Origin of the sequence: Candidatus Sulfidibacterium hydrothermale (assembly GCF_020149915.1) — a bacterium.
Classification (GTDB): Bacteria; Bacteroidota; Bacteroidia; order Bacteroidales; family F082; genus Sulfidibacterium; species Sulfidibacterium hydrothermale.
Genome location: NZ_CP083760.1, coordinates 69232 through 90216 on the forward strand (window position 1 = coordinate 69232; position 20985 = coordinate 90216).

At 41.4% G+C, this 20985-nt stretch carries 17 protein-coding genes and 1 tRNA gene; 6 read left to right on the forward strand and 12 right to left on the reverse strand.

Going from position 1 to position 20985, the window contains the following annotated elements; genetic code table 11:
- The first annotated feature begins 570 nt into the window (after nucleotides 1–570).
- The gene (locus LA303_RS00255; protein WP_240525939.1) at nucleotides 571–3237 is read left to right on the forward strand and encodes a M16 family metallopeptidase; all 2667 of its coding nucleotides are present in this window, start codon (nucleotides 571–573) and stop codon (nucleotides 3235–3237) included.
- 108 nt (nucleotides 3238–3345) lie between these two features.
- Here LA303_RS00255 and dusB read toward each other — a convergent pair whose 3' ends face one another.
- The gene (gene dusB, locus LA303_RS00260; RefSeq protein WP_240527151.1) at nucleotides 3346–4332 is read right to left on the reverse strand and encodes a tRNA dihydrouridine synthase DusB; all 987 of its coding nucleotides are present in this window, start codon (nucleotides 4330–4332) and stop codon (nucleotides 3346–3348) included.
- Nucleotides 4333–4394: 62 nt separating this feature from the next.
- Between dusB and LA303_RS00265 the strand changes: the two genes are divergently transcribed.
- The gene (locus LA303_RS00265) at nucleotides 4395–5321 is read left to right on the forward strand and encodes a CPBP family intramembrane glutamic endopeptidase (RefSeq protein ID WP_240525940.1); all 927 of its coding nucleotides are present in this window, start codon (nucleotides 4395–4397) and stop codon (nucleotides 5319–5321) included.
- Nucleotides 5322–6234: 913 nt separating this feature from the next.
- Here the strand turns inward: LA303_RS00265 and LA303_RS00270 are convergent.
- On the reverse strand, nucleotides 6235–7845 hold the full coding sequence (locus tag LA303_RS00270; protein WP_240525941.1) for a transglutaminase domain-containing protein: 1611 nt from the start codon (nucleotides 7843–7845) through the stop codon (nucleotides 6235–6237).
- A gap of 200 nt (nucleotides 7846–8045) precedes the next feature.
- Nucleotides 8046–9230 carry an ATP-grasp domain-containing protein gene (locus tag LA303_RS00275; RefSeq protein WP_240525942.1) on the reverse strand — a complete coding sequence of 395 codons (1185 nt, stop codon included), beginning with the start codon at nucleotides 9228–9230 and terminating at the stop codon, nucleotides 8046–8048.
- Nucleotides 9231–9383: 153 nt separating this feature from the next.
- Here LA303_RS00275 and LA303_RS00280 point away from each other — a divergent pair, with 153 nt between their 5' ends.
- On the forward strand, nucleotides 9384–9857 hold the full coding sequence (locus LA303_RS00280) for an Lrp/AsnC family transcriptional regulator (RefSeq protein WP_240525943.1): 474 nt from the start codon (nucleotides 9384–9386) through the stop codon (nucleotides 9855–9857).
- Nucleotides 9858–9974: 117 nt separating this feature from the next.
- On the opposite strand, the gene LA303_RS00285 is transcribed toward LA303_RS00280, so the two are convergent.
- Nucleotides 9975–10421 carry a nucleoside deaminase gene (locus LA303_RS00285; protein ID WP_240525944.1) on the reverse strand — a complete coding sequence of 149 codons (447 nt, stop codon included), beginning with the start codon at nucleotides 10419–10421 and terminating at the stop codon, nucleotides 9975–9977.
- Between the two features lie 162 nt (nucleotides 10422–10583).
- On the opposite strand from LA303_RS00285, the gene LA303_RS00290 reads away from it, so the two are divergent.
- Nucleotides 10584–10657 (forward strand) — tRNA-Ile (locus LA303_RS00290).
- 114 nt (nucleotides 10658–10771) lie between these two features.
- Here the strand turns inward: LA303_RS00290 and ahcY are convergent.
- Entirely contained in the window at nucleotides 10772–12223 is a 1452-nt protein-coding gene (gene ahcY, locus LA303_RS00295) for an adenosylhomocysteinase (protein WP_240525945.1), read from the reverse strand.
- A gap of 43 nt (nucleotides 12224–12266) precedes the next feature.
- Between ahcY and LA303_RS00300 the strand changes: the two genes are divergently transcribed.
- Entirely contained in the window at nucleotides 12267–13082 is an 816-nt protein-coding gene (locus LA303_RS00300; protein ID WP_240525946.1) for an archaeosortase/exosortase family protein, read from the forward strand.
- A 4-nt stretch (nucleotides 13083–13086) separates the two neighbouring features.
- On the opposite strand, the gene LA303_RS00305 is transcribed toward LA303_RS00300, so the two are convergent.
- The 6 genes from LA303_RS00305 to LA303_RS00330 all read right to left on the reverse strand — a co-directional run bounded on the left by LA303_RS00305 (nucleotide 13087) and on the right by LA303_RS00330 (nucleotide 19474).
- Nucleotides 13087–13788 (reverse strand): hypothetical protein, encoded by a 702-nt coding sequence (locus LA303_RS00305; protein ID WP_240525947.1) that lies wholly within the window; start codon nucleotides 13786–13788, stop codon nucleotides 13087–13089.
- Entirely contained in the window at nucleotides 13781–14590 is an 810-nt protein-coding gene (locus tag LA303_RS00310; RefSeq protein WP_240525948.1) for a polysaccharide deacetylase family protein, read from the reverse strand. Before LA303_RS00310 ends, LA303_RS00305 begins: the two co-directional genes overlap by 8 nt.
- A gap of 39 nt (nucleotides 14591–14629) precedes the next feature.
- Entirely contained in the window at nucleotides 14630–15700 is a 1071-nt protein-coding gene (locus LA303_RS00315) for a GNAT family N-acetyltransferase (protein ID WP_240525949.1), read from the reverse strand.
- A gap of 391 nt (nucleotides 15701–16091) precedes the next feature.
- Nucleotides 16092–16394, reverse strand: coding sequence for a GIY-YIG nuclease family protein (locus LA303_RS00320; protein WP_262901521.1), 303 nt, complete (start codon nucleotides 16392–16394; stop codon nucleotides 16092–16094).
- Between the two features lie 321 nt (nucleotides 16395–16715).
- On the reverse strand, nucleotides 16716–18257 hold the full coding sequence (locus LA303_RS00325) for a hypothetical protein (protein WP_240525951.1): 1542 nt from the start codon (nucleotides 18255–18257) through the stop codon (nucleotides 16716–16718).
- 101 nt (nucleotides 18258–18358) lie between these two features.
- Nucleotides 18359–19474 (reverse strand): glycosyltransferase family 4 protein, encoded by a 1116-nt coding sequence (locus tag LA303_RS00330; protein ID WP_240525952.1) that lies wholly within the window; start codon nucleotides 19472–19474, stop codon nucleotides 18359–18361.
- Between the two features lie 120 nt (nucleotides 19475–19594).
- Here LA303_RS00330 and LA303_RS00335 point away from each other — a divergent pair, with 120 nt between their 5' ends.
- Entirely contained in the window at nucleotides 19595–19762 is a 168-nt protein-coding gene (locus LA303_RS00335; protein WP_240525953.1) for a hypothetical protein, read from the forward strand.
- A 156-nt stretch (nucleotides 19763–19918) separates the two neighbouring features.
- Here LA303_RS00335 and LA303_RS13545 read toward each other — a convergent pair whose 3' ends face one another.
- A complete protein-coding gene (locus LA303_RS13545) occupies nucleotides 19919–20215 on the reverse strand; it encodes a GIY-YIG nuclease family protein (protein WP_240525954.1) in 297 nt (98 codons plus the stop codon).
- Between the last annotated feature and the right edge of the window lie 770 nt (nucleotides 20216–20985).

Genomic DNA, 20985 nt, shown 5'->3' on the forward strand with positions numbered 1-20985 from the left:
TTTCTGTAAGCGCTGATTCTTTTACAGGAACTCAAAGAAAAAAATGCTGACCACCCCGATTTAAACTTCCTAAATAATTTTATCGCTTAATTTTTTTAAACGCTTTCCTAAACGACTCTTTTATCATGGGTTCCGGAAAATAAAACAAAATAAAAGAACCGGTTATATTGTTAAATTTGGTTAAATCAGGCTTATTTTTATTATTTTTAAATACTAATTTGATTAACTTTGGCTTTTAAATCAGATCATGATGTTTTTTCTAAATGAACCATAAATCTGTTTTCCATGCCAACACAACAATTTTCCCTGATTTTTCTTCCTTTTTTATCATCTAAAAAAACATCGCTTTTGGGTGTAACCCAGTATTTAAACAAACAACAAAACCTTAATTCAGGATAAAGCTTTGTTCGTGTCCATCATCTTCAGAAAAACAGAAAAAGACAAACACATAAAAAATTAAAATATTTTTTCTTTTATCCAGATTTTAGAAATGGTCATGAGGTTCCGCCATTTTCTTTTATCAAATCCGTAAAAAAATTGAGAACCCCTTAAGATGAAAACCAATTTCTCATGAAAAAAATTCTTATTGCTCTTTTAGCGTTTTTCATTGTTTCTCCCATGATGGCCCATCAAACAGGAGTGCAGAAAAACGAAGAAACCGTATTACGCCACACCTTGAAAAACGGATTGCGTGTGGTAATTATCAGAAACCCACTTGCTCCAGTGGTCACCACAGAGATTAATTACCTTGTCGGTTCCAATGAAGCCCCTAAAGGTTTCCCAGGAATGGCACATGCCCAGGAACATATGATGTTTAGAGGCAGCCCGGAACTTTCAGCAGATCAGCTTGCCGACATCTCTGCTGCTATGGGCGGCGATTTCAATGCAGACACCCGGCAAATGGTAACGCAGTATTTTTTCACTGTTCCGACCGAAGACCTGGATATTGCTTTGCATATCGGAGCAATTCGTATGCGCGGCGTTTTAGACAGCGAAAAATTGTGGGAAAAAGAACGTGGAGCCATTGAACAGGAAGTATCCAGAGACTTGTCCAACCCTCAATATGTTTTTTACAAAAAACTGTTGGCAGCCATGTTCAAAGGCACTCCCTATGCACACGACGCATTAGGAACAAAAGCTTCGTTCGACAAAACTACCGGTACCATGCTGAAAAAGTTCCATGACTCCTGGTATGCTCCCAACAACGCTATTTTGGTCATTGTAGGCAGGGTAAACCCACAGAAAGCATTGACAATGGTGGAGAAATACTTTGGGGATATTCCGGCTAAAAAGCTGCCGCCGCGTCCGGTTATCCAATTGCAACCGGTAAAACCCGACACTTTGCATTTAAAAACGGACTTGCCTTACGGACTGGCTATTGTATCATTCAGAATGCCCGGAACCGACAGCCCGGATTATGCCGCTGCCCAGGTTTTATCCGATGTGTTGTCGAACCATCGTGGAAAATTATACGCTCTGGTTCCGGAGGGAAAAGCTTTGTACACAGGATTCTCCATGAGCGGACTGCGGAAAGCAGGAATCGGATTTGGCATTGCTGTATTCCCCAGAGGCGGAAATGCGGAAAAACTGCTTCAGGAAGTTACCTCGGTATTATCTTCTGAAGTAAAAAATGGTGTGAATCCTGATTTGGTAAAAGCAGCAAAACTCCATGAGATTTCTTCTTTCGAGTTTCAGAAAAATTCCGTATCCGGCCTGGCAAATGTATGGTCAGAAGCACTGGCCGTGGAAGGCCGACAGTCTCCGGAAGAAGACCTGCAAGCCATTGAAAGGGTTACGGTGGAAGATGTAAACCGCGTAGCCCGGAAATACCTGGATATGAATCATGCCATCGTAGCTATTTTGACACCACAGTCTTCAGGAAAGCCCATTTCCCGTAAAGGTTTCGGCGGAGCCGAATCGTTTGCTCCCAAAAATCCCAAACCGGTGAAACTGCCCGAATGGGCCGAAAAAGCCATGGGCCGGCTGGTGGTTCCCCAGTCCATCGTCAATCCTACGGTTACCACTTTACCCAACGGTATCCGGCTCATTGTCCAACCCGAACATATCAGCAATACCGTTACCATTTACGGAGGAATAAAAAACCAACCCGATTTGGAAACACCAAAAGGGAAAGAAGGAGTAGATGCTGTATTAGACCAACTGTTTAATTACGGTTCGACCACACTCAACCGGATTCAGTTTCAAAAAGCACTGGACGATATTGGCGCCAATGAATCTGCCGGAAGCAGTTTCTTGTTACAGGTTTTATCCAACCATTTTGAACGTGGCGTACAACTTTTGGCCGACAACGAAATTCATCCGGCATTGCCCAATCGTGCTTTTATGATCATTCAACGTCAAACAGCAGCTATGGTAGCCGGACAATTAAAAAGTCCTGATTATTTATTTAGCAAGGCCATCAAAACTTCTTTATTGCCTAAAGGAGACCCGGCACTGCGTCATGCTACACCAGCTTCGGTGATGTCTCTTAAGATGCAGGATGTAAAAGATTACTATCAAACCGTTTTCCGTCCAGACTTAGCCACGATAGTCGTCATCGGAAACATCACTCCCGAGAAAGCCAAAACCGTAATCGAAAAATATTTCGGTAACTGGAAAGCTACCGGTAAAAAACCCAATGTGGAATTTTCGCCGGTACCCATGAACAAAGCTTCTCAAACTCATGTTCCTGATGTCAGCAGAGTACAGGACAGAGTAGCTCTGGCCGAAAACCTTGAACTTACCCGTTCTAATCCTGACTATTATGCTCTTCAGGTAGGAAATCATGTACTGGGCGGGGCTTTTTATGCTACCCGTTTGTTCCGCGACCTCCGCGAGAATTCCGGCCTGGTTTATTATGTTTCTTCATCATTTAACATTGGAAAACACCGTTCCAATTACATGGTAAACTATGGTTGTAATCCGTCCAACGTGGTCAAAGCCAAAGATATCGTTGTGAAAGACCTGAAACAGATGCAAAAAGAAGAAGTAACGGAAAAAGAATTAAAAATGGCCAAATCCATCCTTCTCCGTCAAATTACTCTTTCTGAATCAAGTATCGACGATATCGCAGACGGACTGCTCAGCCGTTCGCTGAAAGATTTACCGCTAAATCAACCGGTCATTGCAGCAAAACATTACATTTCAATTTCTGCAGGACAGGTGAAAGATGCTTTTACTAAATGGGTTCATCCGGAAAATCTGATTCAGGTTACTTTGGGACCGAATCCAAAATAATCTTCTTTGCCGAAGATTATTGCTATAAAACCTCGTTTATATGAGATTTTATCAGAAAAGGGAGGCTCTTAAAATGAGTCTCCCTTTTCTATTATCTATCGAAACAGATCATTTTCCATAAAACTGCCGGACATCGCGTAATATTTGTTCCACTTCTTCGGCCGACGATGCCTGCATCAACCGGATACGAAATGGTTTAAACCCGGGAAAGCCTTTAAAATAAGAACCCCAGTGTTTCCTGATTTCCATTATACCGGTCCGTTCACCTTTCCAGGCAACAGACCGTTGCAAGTGCAATAAACTGATGCGTACCCTTTCGTCAATACTAACCGGTGGCAACAATTCGCCGGTAGCAAAATAATGCTTAATATCCCTGAAAATCCACGGATTGCCATAAACCGCCCGGCCAATCATCAAACCATCCACACCGTAAGTGTCTTTAAAATGTTTGGCAGAAAGCGGATCAACAATATCGCCATTGCCAATAACCGGAATATGCATCCGCGGATTATTTTTCACTTCGCCGATTAGTGTCCAGTCGGCAGGAGTTGAATAACGGGTGGTGCGGGTACGCCCGTGGATAGTAATCGCCCGGATACCGACATCCTGCAAGCGTTCGGCGATATCTACAATCTCTTTGTGCTCTTCGTCATAACCCAGGCGGGTTTTTACCGTCACCGGAAGTTTCACTGCTTTTACAATAGCAGCCGTCATTTTTACCATCTTAGGAATATCATTCAAAATACCGGCTCCGGCTCCTTTACGAACCACTTTTTTTACCGAACAACCAAAATTAATATCAATCAGGTCGGGATGAGCACTTTCAGCATAACGGGCCGCCTCAACCATAGAATCAATATCATGACCAAAAATCTGGATTCCTACCGGCCGCTCCGACTCATCAAAATCCAGCTTCTTCACACTCTTGGCTGCTTCACGAATCAACCCTTCGGAAGAGATAAACTCGGTGTACATCATATCTGCACCAAAAAGTTTACAAACATGACGAAAAGGAGGATCGGTTACATCCTCCATCGGAGCAAGAAACAGCGGCATCTCACCCAAATCAATATTTCCGATTTTCACTTTGGACATGAATACATTAGCAAAAGGTGGGACAAAAGTATTAATTTTGCTGTTGATTGTAATTTTCAGCAATGGAACGAAAGGTTTTTTTTAGCAATACCAGTCCCGCCGTAAAGCTTTTTATTTTGCTGGTGGCATTTCTGATGGCCATGTTCATTTTCTCCGCAGCGGGGATTCTTTCCGGAGTTCTTTTTTACGGCAAAGACCTTTCTTCTATTCTGGCTACCGTTTCGCATCCACAAAGCGAAGCAGACCGGTCATTTCTTTATCTTTTTCAGCTAATTAATCAGATTGGCGTCTTTTTTCTCCTGCCTTTTTTATTTGCCTATCTCTTTAGCAACAACAGCAAATTGTATTTGCGATTAAATAACCCCTCATTACCGTTTATTATTGCAGCCGGAATAATCATATTTACTATTCTTCCTTTCATCAACTGGATTGGTGATATCAATCAGCAGATGTCTTTTCCCGACTGGCTTTCCGGCGTGGGCGAATGGATGAAAGCCAAAGAAAACCAAGCCGATAAACTTACCTTGTTTTTTTTAAGTGTTTCGAATGTCAAAGGCCTGTTTTTGAACATTCTCATCATTGGCCTTATTCCGGCTTTGGGAGAGGAATTGTTATTCAGAGGATTATTGCAGCGACTGTTCAACGAATGGACACGTCATGTTCCTTTGGGAGTCATCCTGACTGCATTCGTTTTTAGCGCCATACATCTGCAGTTTTTTGGGTTTCTTCCGCGTTTTGTTTTAGGTCTTATTTTAGGAACCCTTCTTGAAATAACCCAAAGTCTTTGGGTTCCTGTCTTTTCTCATTTTGTAAACAACACGACCCTGGTTGTTCTTTATTACCTCCACAATAAAGGGCTTATCACTATAGAACCCGAGCACTTCGGATCAATGCATCATTTCTTTCCTGTTTTACTCAGCCTGCTTTTTACCCTTGCCCTGCTTGTTTGGATGGCTCAAAAACAGAAAAAAAGGAAAACAACTTTTTGATTCAACACACTACAATCTCTCTCTTGCCTAAAAATAGATTCGATAAGCCGTCCCTGCAGAACTCTCTATTTCATATTGATTTCGATGGATTTCTAACACAACATTTTTACCGTTACTACACCGTTACCAAAAAATTTTCGGCATCAACAATCATTCATCCTTCCCAATGACAAAAGGTTGAAATACTTAAAGTTTAAAGTGCCTAAAGGGGGAAATCACAAAAGACAAAAAAGCAAATCACAAATGAAATTCCAGGGTCCAAAAAACAAATCACAAGAAAAACCACAAACACCCAAACGCCAAACAATTGACAATTAGCTCTTTTCATCGCTTGAACGGCCTCTTGTACGATGAACTTCCCGATTTCGTTTGCGTCAAATACGGAAGATGTGATACTTGGAGTCCCGGAGGGACGACTTATTCCCATTGACGCTGAATTTATTCAGAGGCCTGTGTTCAATCTCTTCGGGATTAAAATATGAATCCAACTACTTTAAGTACTTCACACTTCAAATTTTAAGTACTTCAAATACTTCAAGTGCCTAAAGGGGGAAATCCTAAAAAGCAAAAAACCAAATGACAAATGAAGTTCCAAAAAACAAAAGACAAATTCCAGAAATCAACTTCTTTTATCCTTCTGAGCGTAGCGAAGAATCTATTTTAACCACTGCCAGTTTTTTGAGCTCCTTCACTACGCTCCGTTCAGGACGACAACGAAAATATGGTAAAATACTGAAAATCAATGGATCACCATTCCTATTCACCATTCATCACTCAACATTTATCGTTCATCCTTTCCCAGTGACCCGTCACCAAAATTTAACGTGCAGAAAATCACCACAAAACATCAAAAATCCCACATCGCACATCGAAAATCCTCCATCCTCCCATCTCACATCCTCACATCCAAACTTTATTGTTGTTGCACCCATTCTCCGTAATAATCCACCGCCACGTTGGTTTTGGGTTGTGCTTTGTAATATTCGTTGGAATTATAATTCCATCCCATGGTAGATGAGCCTCCGGCACTCTGGGTAGTAATCACAAAACGATTGGCAACAAAACCGATATGTGCAGCCTGTGCTGCCGGCGAAGACTGGTCGCCGCCACTCGGATCAACAGGAATCCAGCCATAATGCGGCAGATAAACCTCCACCCAACGATGAAAAACATCATCTATCGACCGTTTATCTCCTCTGTTGGCAATGGTTCCTACATACCGGGCAGGAATGCCGGCAGCCCGGCACATGGCAATAAAAACAAACGAATATTCCGAACAAGAGCCGTTTCCCCTGGACAAAACTGTTGGGGCTGTGTTCCACCCTCCTACCCGCTGATAATACAAATGGGCTATCACATAATTAAAAATCTTCCGCATTTTCCAATATAAGTTGGTTTCATTGCCTACCGCCCGCTTCACAGCATGGGTGATCACCGTATCATGAATATCATATTTTGCCGCATCACGCAGATAGTTTTGCTTGATCTTTTGAGGGATTTCGGCTTCTGTACCCACATCTTCGGGATAAATAAACCAACGAACATCATACGTTGTTATCTGATAAGTAACCGTAGCCACCTTTTTTTCACCCGGGGCAAGGTTTGTCCAGACAAAATGAGCTGTTTTTTGTCCAAACTGGTCCGTAGCAATATCTTTTAAACCCGGAGAATATTTAAACGGCCCATCCAGTTGCTGGCTGACCCTGTTTTCCGGAAGCGCAATTTGCACATCCATGCGCAAAAGTTTATCCGGACCGAAGTTCAGGGTTTGATGATGATAAATTATTTTTTCGCGTGACGGATGAAACCGGATATATTTTTCATGATCAACTTTTAAGTGATAAACCTTTTGGGTTTCGAAATCCACATTCCACAGACTTTTTCCGTCCCAGCACAAATCGCGGGCATAAGGCCCCGGAGCATCCGTAATTAAAATAACCATTCCGTCAGAAGGATCGACACGATAAATTTGATCGGTCCTGCGATCGGCAACCCAAAGATATTTCCCGTCAAAGGTAAGGCCGGTAGGAGAAAAAGCCGGAGAACGAAATTCTTTAATTGTTGTTCCGTCTTCCGGGTCAAATTGAATCAATTTATGATGCAGATTATCCACGCACCACAAATAATGCCCGTCCCAGGCAAGTCCTGACGGCGAAGGAGTTGGCGCATCCAGCGTTTTTAAAATATTTCCCGTTTTCGGATCTATTTTAAATATTTTACCCCGATGATATTCGTCACCTTGCGGAATCAGCCCTTTGCTGTCTGCATTCCATAAATATTTTCCGTCAAAAGCAAGGCCTACCGGATAATAAGCCGGCGAAGCAATTGTCCGCAAAACTTTTCCCTGCGTATCCATTTCATAGATCTTATCCGATTGAAAATCGGAAATCCACAGATGTTGTCCGTCCCAGGTAAGTCCGGCAGGATAATTACCGGGTGTTTTAAACGATTGTAAAATTTGTCCGGTATATGCCAACAAGCTTACCGGGAAAAGTAACAATAAAAACAGGGAAATCTTTTTCATGGGTATCGTGTTTTAGAATGATCGTTTTGCAAAATGACTTCGAAAATTTAATCTTTCTTCCTCTCCGGGTTCTTCTGCTTTTTACACCTAAAAACAACCCGGTCCTTTCTGCGTAACAAAGTTACAATGAAAGCATCGAAAGAAGAAACAATCCTTCGAAAAACACGAAAATTATTTTTGCTTATTGGATTCTTTGGGTTTTAATTTTTTCCCACCCGGCTATTTACATATTCACGCAAATCCGATCGGAGAATTTTACGGATTTCCGGGGAATTCTCGTCGGTTGCTTTACAAAAGAGCATGCCGAAAAGCGGATATTTCTTAAAGTCGGTTTTCCGGATGTCCAGCGGGTGACTGAAATCAGACAACAGCTTACGGTAATCAAAAGCTGCAATATCTTCGCCGTCAATACCGGTAGAATTATCCAAAATAACAATGGCAAAAACCTCTTCTTCTCTGTTTTTCAAAATGGTTTCCCAGTCGGGCTTTTGCTGATTAAAGAAAAATTCATACTCATTTATTCCAAAAGCATACCATGCCATATCGGGCGAAGAACACCAACCGCCAAAGCGCATGGGGTTTACCTCGATGGGAATAACTTCGCCGGCAGGAGTTACACGGACTTCAATATGTGCCGGAAAATTTCTCACACCGGTACGTTGGTTCAATTCCCCCAAAAATGTCGTCATTTTCTCCAGATAATGCTGCATGATTTTCTTGGAAGTAAAATACAAACGGTCGCTCACATCTTTTCCTGAAGCAAAAACATGCTGCATAATATTCAATATCACTGGGTTCCCTTGTTGGTCAAAATAACAGTCAATAGCAAATTCATCCCCGTCGATAACTTCTTCAATAATAAAATCGGAAAGGTTGATTACCTCCTGAGGATAAACCTTGCGGTAATCGTTTATCTCTTTTTGGATACGGCGAAGGATTTCAGGCCATTCTTCACGGTTCTCAACCTTATAAACACCCATGCTAAAAAAGCCTACTGCCGGCTTAATCACAAAAGGAACCGGAATGGTTTCTATATCCAGCGATTCCAAATCGGAAAACGGAATCCCCTTAAAAAAATATCCGGGATACATTTCCTGAATCTTCTGCCGGAAAACAATTTTATTTTTAAATCCTCTGATTTGCTCCGGAAGAGAAGAAAAGGGCAAGTGTTTTTCTATCCAGGCAATTGCATTTTCCGAATTGGAATAAATCAAAACATTATCATCCTGTTTTTTCATCAACACCGCATCTTCTTCAGAAATCAAACGAAAAGAACCGGATGATACCAATTCTTTCCAGGCATTGGTGTTAATTACAGGATACCCATTCTTCTCCAGGGTCTTTTGTAAAAAATCCGAAACGAAAGGTTTATCAAGAAGGACCATTGCTGTATATTTATTTTTCCGGCAAAATTAATATCTAAGGTTTAAATAACTTAAGACCGTTTTCATTTAAGAAATTTTTCCTTATATAAGAATATTAACAGGAATAATTCCTATATTTGGAATATATTATTTTATCAAAAGGAAAATCGTCTTATGTCTGTTCACATTGATCAGGTCGACCGCAAAATTCTGAAGCTTTTACAGGAAGATGCCCGGATGGGAATCAAAACCATTGCGGCTCAGTTAAATATGACCAAAACACCGGTTTACGAACGAATTAAACGGCTTGAAAAAGCCGGGGTTATTACCAAATATGTGGCATTGATCGACCGGAAAAAGATTTCGCCATCAATGATCGTCTTTTTATCCGGCGCTCTCAAAGTCAGTGCTTTTGAGCAAATTCAGGAATTTTACGATGCCGTGGAAAAAATACCGGAAATAACAGCCTGCTATCTGATGGGGGGCGAAAATGATTTTTTACTTAAAGTTATCGTAAAAGACCTGGACGCTTACAACCTGTTTTATGCTCAAAAAATTGCCACCTTACCGCGGGTGGGATATATCCGAAGCTCTTTTGTATTAAACGAAACAAAAAATTCCACCGCATTGCCATTTTTTGATGAATAGGATTTTTTGCCGGATAATTATTTCTTTGGTATCGGATGTCAAAAAAAGACCATACCGGAAGCTTTTTTACTCAAAAATCATTTCTCCCGCATCAATGATAATTCCCTTCCGGTTCTATTACCGTTTTGAGCGGAAAAAATCCGATAAGATTTTACTGCAGGCATCCGCCAGAACCCCATTTTCCACTTTTGTTGCCGGATGTAAAACTGGTTTTCCTAGCTGTGTAAATCCACGTTTTTCATCTTTTGCACCATATACAATTTTTCCTATTTGAGACCAAAAAGCCCCACCGGCACACATCACACAAGGCTCCAGCGTAACATACAACGTACAATCGTTCAGATATTTACTTCCAAGAAAATTTGCAGCCGCAGTAAAAGCCTGCATTTCAGCATGGGCCGTTACATCATGCAGGGTCTCCGTTAAATTATGTGTCCGGGCCACAATACGCTGGCTACAAACCACAACAGCACCGACAGGAACCTCACCGGCATCATACGCCTTTTGTGCTTCTTTCAGCGCTTCATTCATAAAATACTCATCCGAAAAAACCGTTAGTTCCATTCCGTTTATTTTTAGTCAAAAGTAGAAAAAGCTGGTGAACAAGATTTGCTTTTTTGTTTTTCAAAGAACGGAACACATTTTTTCTGTTGAGGGAATAAAAATTTTTAAAATTAACCGTGAAGTTGTAAATTTGCGCCACTTTTTAACCGTTCTGCAAAATCCGGGCCTATAGCTCAGTTGGTTAGAGCACCTGACTCATAATCAGGTGGTCCCAGGTTCAAGTCCTGGTGGGCCCACATTTTTCCCGATAAAAATATTCCGGAAAAACCGGTTATCCTTTAAAAAAAGTTTTGACAATAAAAAAAGGCGCATTGTTTAATGCGCCTTTTTAATACAACTTGATTCTTTTTCTAATACCGATAATGATCGGGTTTATACGGCCCTTCCGGTTTTACACCGATATAAGCCGCCTGCTCCGGAGTCAGTTTGGTAAGTTTTACTCCCAGCTGGTCCAGATGTAAACGGGCCACCTCTTCATCCAGATATTTAGGCAACCTGTACACGTCCACGGCATAATCGTCACGGTGTTTCCACAAATCCATTTGTGCCAGTGTTTGATTGGTAAACGAGTTACTCATCACAAACGACGGATGACCGGTAGCACAACCCAGATTAACCAGCCGGCCTTCGGCCAGCAGATAAATAGAATGTCCGTCGGGGAACACATACTTATCCACCTGCGGCTTAACATTAATTTTTTTGATGCCGGGATACGTTTCCAGTTTATGTACCTGAATTTCATTATCAAAATGGCCGATGTTACAAACGATCGACTCGTCTTTCATTGCAGCCATGTGCTCAATGGTAATGATATCGCGGTTTCCGGTCGTTGTCACAAAAATATTTCCTTCTTTCACCGCTTCTTCCATGGTCGTCACTTCAAAGCCTTCCATGGCAGCCTGTAAAGCACAAATCGGATCGATCTCGGTAACGATTACGCGGGCGCCATACGAACGCATCGACTTGGCAGAACCTTTTCCCACATCGCCATAGCCGGCTACCACGACCACTTTTCCGGCAATCATCACATCGGTAGCCCGTTTAATTCCGTCGGCCAGCGACTCACGACAACCATAAAGATTATCAAATTTCGATTTGGTTACCGAATCGTTTACATTAATTGCCGGAACCAACAGCTCCCCGGCCTCTTTCATCTGATACAAACGATGAACTCCGGTAGTGGTTTCTTCCGAAACCCCTTTCCATTCTTTCACCATGTTGTGCCATTTTTGCGGTTCTTCGGCCAACGTGGTTTTCAAGAGTTTTAAAATTTCTTCTTCCTCTTCACTGCCGGGAACAACATCCAGGGTATCCGGATTTTCCTCTGCAGCATATCCTTTATGAATCAACAAGGTGGCATCGCCGCCATCGTCCACTACAAGGTTCGGTCCTTTTCCACCGGGAAACGAGAGGGCTTGTTTGGTGCACCACCAATATTCTTCCAGGGTTTCTCCTTTCCAGGCAAACACCGGTACTCCCTGCGGATTTTCCGGCGTTCCGTTTCCTACCACCACCGCTGCTGCCGCATGATCCTGGGTAGAAAAAATATTACAACTGGCCCAACGCACATCCGCACCCAGTTCCACCAGCGTTTCTATCAATACAGCCGTTTGAATGGTCATGTGCAACGAACCGGTAATCCGCGCCCCTTTCAACGGTTTTTCTTTTCCGTATTTTTTCCGCAATGCCATCAGCCCGGGCATCTCTTTCTCGGCAATTTCAATTTCTTTCCGTCCCCATTCATTCAAATGAAGATCGGCTACTTTATATTCCAATTCTGTTTTGGTTTTGATTTCAGACATTTTCAAAAAATTTTTCGCCGCAAAAATAGCGATTTTTTGGGTTGTGGTTAGAAGAATTCTTTTTAGGGCCTGCGGGCGGGCTATTCACTATAGTCCTCGCCGGCAGGGCTGTTCGCCGGTATGGCGGGCGGGTGCTTCGTTGTCGCACCGCCCGCCATCGGCTCACAAGCGCTCCCGGCTGCGGGCTGCCGTTACTATCCCTCAGGCAAAACAACCGATTCATCCGGTTTTTCTTTTAATTTTGTCCGTTACAATCCTTTACCGTTTTATGAAATCTCCTTTTCGCTCTCATATCCGGCCGTTTATTCAAAAACACAAACTGCAGCCTTTGGTCGATGTGTTGTTGTTTTCAGTAATTATCTATTTCTTCCACTGGCTCTGGTGGAGTGGCGGACTCAAACATTTCCTGAAAGAATTTGCTTTTTTTACAGAAACCGAAGAGTTTCTGGCTCATCAGGTAGCTGTCCCGGCAGCCTGGATTATGGAACATCTCTTAAACTACCCCCTCAAAATGCTGAACAATACGCTTTATCTGCCTAATCATAGTTCTGTGGCGGTGGAAGGAGCCTGCTCAGGACTAAAACAATTTTACGAATGGACATTGTTGATGATCTTATTCCCCGGACCCTGGAAAAAGAAAATCTGGTATATTCCGTTGGGACTGCTTATTATTCATCTCGATAACATTATCCGGATTGTAATTTTATCCGTAATTGCCGTTCATTGGCCGGCCCATTGGGATTTTATCCACATGTGGATCTTACGTCCTTTCTTTTACGTGGTGATTTTTATTTTGTGGGTCATTTGGGTCGAAAAAATAAAAAACCCGGAAAAGATATCGCCGCCTTCTTCGGGATAAAAAATTATCTTACAATTACCCGGTAACTCATCATATACGGTGTATTTACCATCAGAACCAACCCCATCCCTATCAATAAAAAATTAACCGGATAGAAAAAATGATTTCCGGAGAAAAAATAAATGCATCCGGCCCATATTCCAAAAGGCAAATACCAAAGAAACAAAAGTTGCAATAACTTTTTCCCGGGGGATAGATCTGCAAAAGACGGTAACAAAGGACTAAACACCGCAGAAACAGCAAAAATATTGATCAAAAAAATCATCATGGCCATTATCACAATGCCATATTGAAAAGGACGGGAAAAACCGGACCAGGATAATGCAAAAAACAGGTTTCTATGGTAGAAAACATCCGCAAAAGGAATAAAAAAAGTTTTCACAAGAAGGATCAGCCCCGTCCATCCGAGAAACAATTGTAATATTTCGGGCGTTTTAACCGGAAACTTTGGTCGCCATGGGAAAAAAATAAACAACAAAACAAAAAACAACTCCGGAAATAGATACAAAGCCATCACCTGATAAAAATTCCAATGCCGGGCAGTAATGTGAAAATCAAATCCGTTCCATTGTATTTGCCCCTGAAAGTGGGAAACCGTTTTTCCGGTCAAGAGCAAAAGCCACTGCAAAAGCAAAACAAAAGCAAAAGCCAGCAGCAACCCAAAAGTGCTGTTAAGTAACCATTTCAACCTCTGCTTATCAAACATGACGATTTAACGATGATAAATACGATTCGGCAGCTGTTCCCATAGAAACAGCCGGATACGCTTGCAGCATCCCGGATAACCGGCTCATACATCTTTTTGTGTTGATTCGGTTTAGCTGATTGCGAAAAAAAGAAAACAAATTCGTAACCGGAAGATCTGGATCAAAATCTCTGGGATGAAAATAAAACAAATGATATTGTTCCTGACGAAAAAGATATTGAACAAAAGAAAAAGGCAACGCCCTGAAATATCCCCCTCCCGAATACGGAAGCCCGTAAAAAGTTGTCACTAACGGAAATTCCAACACCTCATGATGAACCGTTTTAATAGCAAAAGGGATTTCTCCCGGACTTTTTGACAACTGAACCGAACTATCGGTTTTGATCCCGTATTTTGCAAGAATATCAAAAGCCCATTTGTCTTTTAACTTCAGATTAAACCCCGGCGCACGATAGGCCATCACTTTTTCTCCCGTAATATCCTGCAAAACATCCAAACACTGTTTCAAATCTTTTTCAAAATATTCAGCTGAAATAAAATGCGGATTATGGTGCCAAAAAGAATGGGCTCCGATTTCATGGCCTTTACTGTGAATTTTTTTTACCAATGCCGGATAATATTTTGCCACCCACCCCAAAACAAAAAAGGTAGCTTTTAGGTCAGATGCTTCCAACCACGCTAAAACCCGGTCTGTATTTTTCTCTATCCTCGACGGAAGTTCACGCCAGATATGACCGCTGTACCGGTGACGGTTTTCGTGGGTATGAAACCAGTCTTCGATGTCAAACGTAAGAATATTCAAAAGAGTAATTGGTTTTACAATCTTCCGCTATGTTATCGGTTAATACAAATGATCTATCACACGCGGCCCCAAAAAAACTTTTATCCTTTGAGGAATTACTTTCCAAAGTTTCCCTAAAAGCGATTTTTGATGCAAAAGGTCAAAATTCGAAAAGACATATAACGGCACTTTCTTAACTGGCCAATGGTCTTTATAATTTTGTACCGATGAGTTTTCCGTACTTCTGCCAAAAGAATAAATCAACGGACACTCATCCGCTTTCCCCAGATCAATAAAAAAACGGCACATCTGCCAGTGTAATGCATCCGACACATAAAACTGCCTATACCGGGGAAGAGTGGCAAAATAGACATTCTCTATAAAACCATGGTATGAAACAGTCAGGGCACTGCCAACCGGTTTACCGGCAAGATAAGCCACAAAAAAACGGGCTTGTCCGTACTGATACGATTGGATGAAATCATGAAAATATCCTTTTCCATAATTCACCGACCGAAGATGACGGATATTTTCAGAATAAACAGAATAGAAATCATTCAAAAGCTCCGTTCCGCCATTTTTAAATATCAATCCGTTTTCAGAAGCTTTTCTTATTTTTCTTCTCAGATTCGACGACAAATGATGAAATGTTTCCCGCTTTCCGTTTTTTAAATAAAAAAGTCCGGTTACTTTTTCCGATTTTTGAAATGAACTGTCGTTTTGCTCACCCAAAGAGCGAATAAAAATTTTTTGATGGTCCGGTAATCCAGCGGCCAACCGATTCACTTCCGATTTATAAAAACCCGGGGGGAGTTGTTGGAAAAGTATTTCAGTGATCATTTGACCAATAATTTTGCTTTTAACCAACGACGAATCATCGGTTAAAACTCCGCCATACGAAAAATGCGGAAGGCTCACCCAGGCTTTTCCGGTATTCACCAAAGGCAACAAACCGGTTATCCGGTTATTGTCATACAAAAGCAAATAATACGGTTTCCAGTGAAAATGTTTCCGGTAAAAAGAAAAAAGGGAAGGATTGAAAGAAAAAGGGACCAGAGATGACTGGGAGGATGTATATTTATTCCAAAGAGAAATGGCGCTGGAGTCCGGTAAGCAGGAAAGAGAAAGCACGGAATATTATTTTCTGTCCTATCACACAGTGTTCAGGAAAGAACAACGCTGTCATGTCGAACGAAGAGAGACATCTCCTGAGCATTGGAGAGGGAACCCAGACAAAAGATTGCCAAAGGGGTAGATTCTTACTGAGGAGATTTCTCGTCGCTGTGCTTCCCTCGAAATGACAGAATGGTGCCGGGGAGATTTCTCACACTCGTCCTCCTAACGTCGGGCTCCGTTCGAAAGGGCAGTTCTTTTTTTAGCGTTATCGAACCCTTTGGACCGGAATACAGGGTGACGGTGAGAAATCTCTTGATGAACAAAAGCCAAAATCCCGGAAAAGGACTGCTGAAGAGGTTGTGTCTTTTAAGGAGATTTCTCGCTCATTCCTCACTCGAAAAGACAATTAAATATCATGAATCTTATCATTCAAAAAATCCCATGTAGGATTAAATGCTGATATCAGCTTATTCTTTTTTTCTCTTCGCCACTTTTTTATTTCTTTTTCCCTGTCAATAGCATGGTCTATTCTCGTAAAATGTTCGTAATAAATCAGAAAATGGCAATTATATTTTTTTGTAAACCCTTCATATTTTCCTGTTTCGTGTTCTTCTACTCTTCGTTCTAAGTCATTTGTCACGCCAATATACAGGACATTTTTGTATTTATTAGTCATGATGTAAACGAAGTAGTTGTGAAAAAGGGCCATTGTTTAGAAGGCGGGAATTTTTACGTAATGTTATACGGGGACTCGCCATCCTATTGTCGCGGGCCCGATTCGACATGACAGATAAGAACAACGCTGTCATGTCGAACGAAGAGAGACATCTCCTGAGCATTGGAGAGGGAACCCGGACAAACGGTTGCCTGATGGACAGGTTTTTTCCGGGGAGATTCCCGCCCGCCTGATGTCGTTCGGGCGGGTCTTGTCACTATGCTTCATCGAAAGGACAAGTGGAATGCGAGGGGGATTTCTCACACTCGCCCTCCTATCGTCGGGCTCAGTTCGAAAGGACAGCAAGAACTTTTATCAGAAATCATAATACAAATTCCGGAGAGAAGTGCGCAGACCGATGTAAAAATAGTGTGTATTTTCGTCGGTAACGTCGGAATGCAGATTACGCCATACAATTCCTATAGTAAAGTTTAAATTGTAAGCAGGATTAATTAAGAACGAAGTACTAAAGTTTTGGTACCATAGCCGCGTACGAATACCCTGTCCTACATAATTACCATAATCGCTGACCCTTGTGTTATACGATTTATAAATATCACCGCCGTAATTCATCCCCGGAGGGTCCTGTCCTTTAATTGAATAAAGAAATTCATAGTTAAAAAAGAATCTTTTAAAATTATAACGGATAAAGTTTACCGATTCCCAAAAATTAGCACCAAAAGGATGCGCAATTGGCTGGTTATAATTTCCGTAATTAATGCGTTCAATTCGTTCAGAATATGTATAGGGAGGTACGTAGTTGAATTCTGTCTGGAAATACAGGTTTTTAATTTTAAAAGAGTCGTAGCTTTTAAATCCCAACTGAAAAGCTTGTTTATTAGCCCAATAACCGTTACCAGCAAAGACTTCATGCAGTGTAAATTCGTCAATGGCCAATTGTCCGTAAAAAACATTGTGTTTCCCCACGATTACACTCAGATTGAGTCCCAACAGGGCATTGTCAGGTGAGCCGATACTAAATTCCACCGGACGGAGAAAAATAACCGGATTTAAATACTGTAAATCAAATCCACGATAATTTCCTAACGTGTCGGTAGCTTGCCAGATTACAGCATCGAAGAAACTAAGGTTCACTCGTTTGGAAACGGACCAGCTCAGGTAATGAACCGTAGAGTATTTTCGTGGATAACCGATTTCTGGGATGTTGCTGCGGATATCAATGTATTGATTATACAACACCATGTATTTGATATGCCATACATTCACCATAAGTTTAAAAAAAGCATTGGGAAAAGAGACATCCGAAAGCAACAAAGAACGGTAACCATCGCCCAGAAAATTACGGCCATGGCCTAACTGAAAGGTAAAATGTTTTCCTGCCTGTACATTGATATAACCGGTCACATTGGAATAATCGAATCCGCCATCTCCATAGCTTCGGGGAATCCCCTGCCCCGGCACCACATGATTTTTCCGAATCCAACTATCCACATAAGTTGGAAAAACCGCCTGATTTTCATAAAAACTGGTGTAAAAAGTAACGTTGTTTCCTATGCGGCCGAAAGCCTCAATTCCACGTGTATTCACCCAGGTGTTTTTATCATCTGCAAAATCGTGACCAAAAGAAAAATTCATTAAGGGATTCACCAATAAATCCAAATGTTCTGTACGGAAGATAACCACATCATCGTTGAAAAGTTTATCCCAGGCTTTTTGTTTCCATTTCTTATCTGGAGTTTTCTTTTTGTGTAACCAAAGCTCTTTTCTTATAGAGTCGTACCGGACCGCCCGTTGCACTTCCGGAAAATAGTAAGGCCGGATGGAAGTATGGAAACGCAGGGTATTACTGTATAATGCTTTTTGCAGGTTTTGGTTAAATTCCTGGTTTAAAGGCAAAAACGTTCTTTGGGCAAGAGCTTGATGCAAGATAATAAAATAAAAGAAGATAATAAAACAATAGGTTCTTTTCAAAGTATGAACGATTTAGATTATCAAAGTTAATCAGCATCAGCGATAAAACTACTGACAGGTCTTTTTTTATTACGTCGCTTTTTTAATAAATAATAAGGAATAGAGGTGAGGAAAGTGGCTATTAATACCAAAATAACGGTAAGTTCCAATACGCGTAATGAACTCAACCAGAAAGAGATTCCAATAAAAAAGAGATTTACCAATAGAAGAATAGAAGTGGCTTTCCGGTGACTACCGGTCAGTTCGTATAAATAATGATGTATGTGTCTTTTATCCGGTTTAAAAGGGGATATCCCTTTGGCCATACGAATTACCATCACACGCACTGTATCAAAAATAGGAATAATCAGAATACCGATAGAAACTGCAGGTGAGGCCTTGATAAAATATGAACTTCCTTTAGCTATGGCAGCATTTAATTCATTAAACTTAATAGCAAAAATAGCAAGAATAAAGCCCACCAGTAAAGAACCAATATCTCCCATAAAAATTTTATATCTTTTAGAGAAAAAGTTGAACCGGAAAAAAGCCAGCAATCCTCCAATAAGAGCTACCGCCAGTAAGGCAAGCTGCATTTTCCCTATCAGGAGAAACCATCCGCCGAAAGCCAGCGAAGCCAAAATACCCACTCCCGACGATAAACCATCAATGCCGTCAATCAGGTTAAAAGCATTGATAATGGCCACAATAACAAAAAGACTCAGAAAATCACTGGAAACATAATTTAACGCACCAATACCGGCAAAGCCGTGCAGACTGGAAAGACGAACCCCTCCAAGATCAATAATAATCGCAGCAGCGATAATTTGTCCAACAAATTTTTTCAATGGACTTAAACCGATAATGTCGTCTTTTAAGCCGACAAAAAAGATAACCAGGCTTCCAGCAATAATATACTGAATATATGGTATTTTCGCAATATTTATAAATATCATGGAAGCAATAACAAAGCCGGAAAAAATGGCTATTCCACCCAGTGTAGGGGTAATTTTCTCATGAGAAGTCCGTCCATTGGGCACATCATACAGGTTTTTGGCCTTGGCGACCTCAATAAGTGGTGGAATAGAGACATAAGTAATCATAAAGGAGAGTATTAAAGTCTCCCACATGATCAGGTGTTCATTGGCAAATAATATTTCCATGGTTGTATTTACTCTTGCAAAGATAAGGTAAAAGAAATGATTTACGACACCCCTTTTTTGTTTTATACTGGTCTTTCCTTATCTGTTTGATCAGATAGCAAATGAAAATAAACGGTACTAATGAAGAGACTTGTACGGGCAGCCTGTAAAAGTGTCCTCAGCGTTGAACGAATGGTGGAGTATGTAATCCGTTATAAATCCTACATTGCTTCCGAACGTTTAATGCTGAGCCGTTCCAAAGGCCGGAATGTGCGTAAGCAACGGCGTGAGCATCTAACGAACCAATGATGGAATTTCTCAAGAAATGAGACTCTCGCGTCCGCCAGGGCGGACTCAGAGTTAAACAATGGTATTGTACTCATTAATTGTAAATCCAGCTTTTCTTTTCTCGTTTAATGCTGAACTCGCCTTTGGCGGGTGTGAGCATCTAATAAATCAAAGCCGTCAATCTTCAATCTCATCATACAAATCTTTCCAACCCGGATTAAAATGATTGATAAGCGCTATTTTCTTATCCCTTTTCCAAGATTTTATTTGTTTCTCCCTTTCGTAAGCTTCACTCAGGTGAGGAAAGTATTCGTAATACACCAATTTATCCACATTATATCTTGCTGTAAATGAATTGGGGAAAAATTTTGTCTTGTGTTGATATATCCTGTTTTTTAGCGCTGATGTTACACCTGTATATAAAACAGTATTCTTTTTTGTCGTTGTAATGTATGTGAAGCCGCCTCTTACCATACCGTATTTATGAGGTTAGACTCTCACGTCCGCCAGAGGCGGACTCAGAGTTGAACGAGTGGTGGAGTATGTAATTCGTATAAACCCAATATTGCTTCCGAACGTTTAATGCTGAGCCGTTCTTCAGGGAGGCTGTGGGCAGCAACGGCGTGAGCATCTCGTATATCAGAGACGAAATAAAACCGCTCTGATAAAAATGAGTCTCTCACGCTGCTCTTCCACTTTTGCCCGCCTAATGGCAACTTAGAGATAAACGTATGGTGGTAGTTAGTGTCATCTGTTTTAAATACCATCTTTCTCTCCTGCGTTCAATTCCGAGACACCTTTAGGGCAGGACAATGCGTTAGCGTGGCCACGTCTCCGCCGACTGACGGATCCGGGCAGGCGTGGGAATCTAATGAATCATAGATAGATGATGTAGTAACTTACCCAGACTCTCACGGGCACGCTAGCGCACAGCCTACAAAGTGGTGCCCTCAGAGTTAAACGAACGGTGGGGTACGTTGACCTGATTTGTTATGAATCCCACTCTTTCTCCCCCGCGTTTAATGCTGAGCCGTTCTTCGGGAAGGGGTGTGCGCTGGCAACGGCGTGAGCATCTCGTATATCAGAGACAAAATAAAACCGTTCTGATAAAAATGAGACTCTCACGCCTCCTCATGGCGGACTCAACATTGAATGAAAAAAAGGGTACTTTTTCTACTCAGTTTTAGGGCTAAAAAACTAGAATATAGTGTGTTATACAACAAATACTACACATAAAATCATGC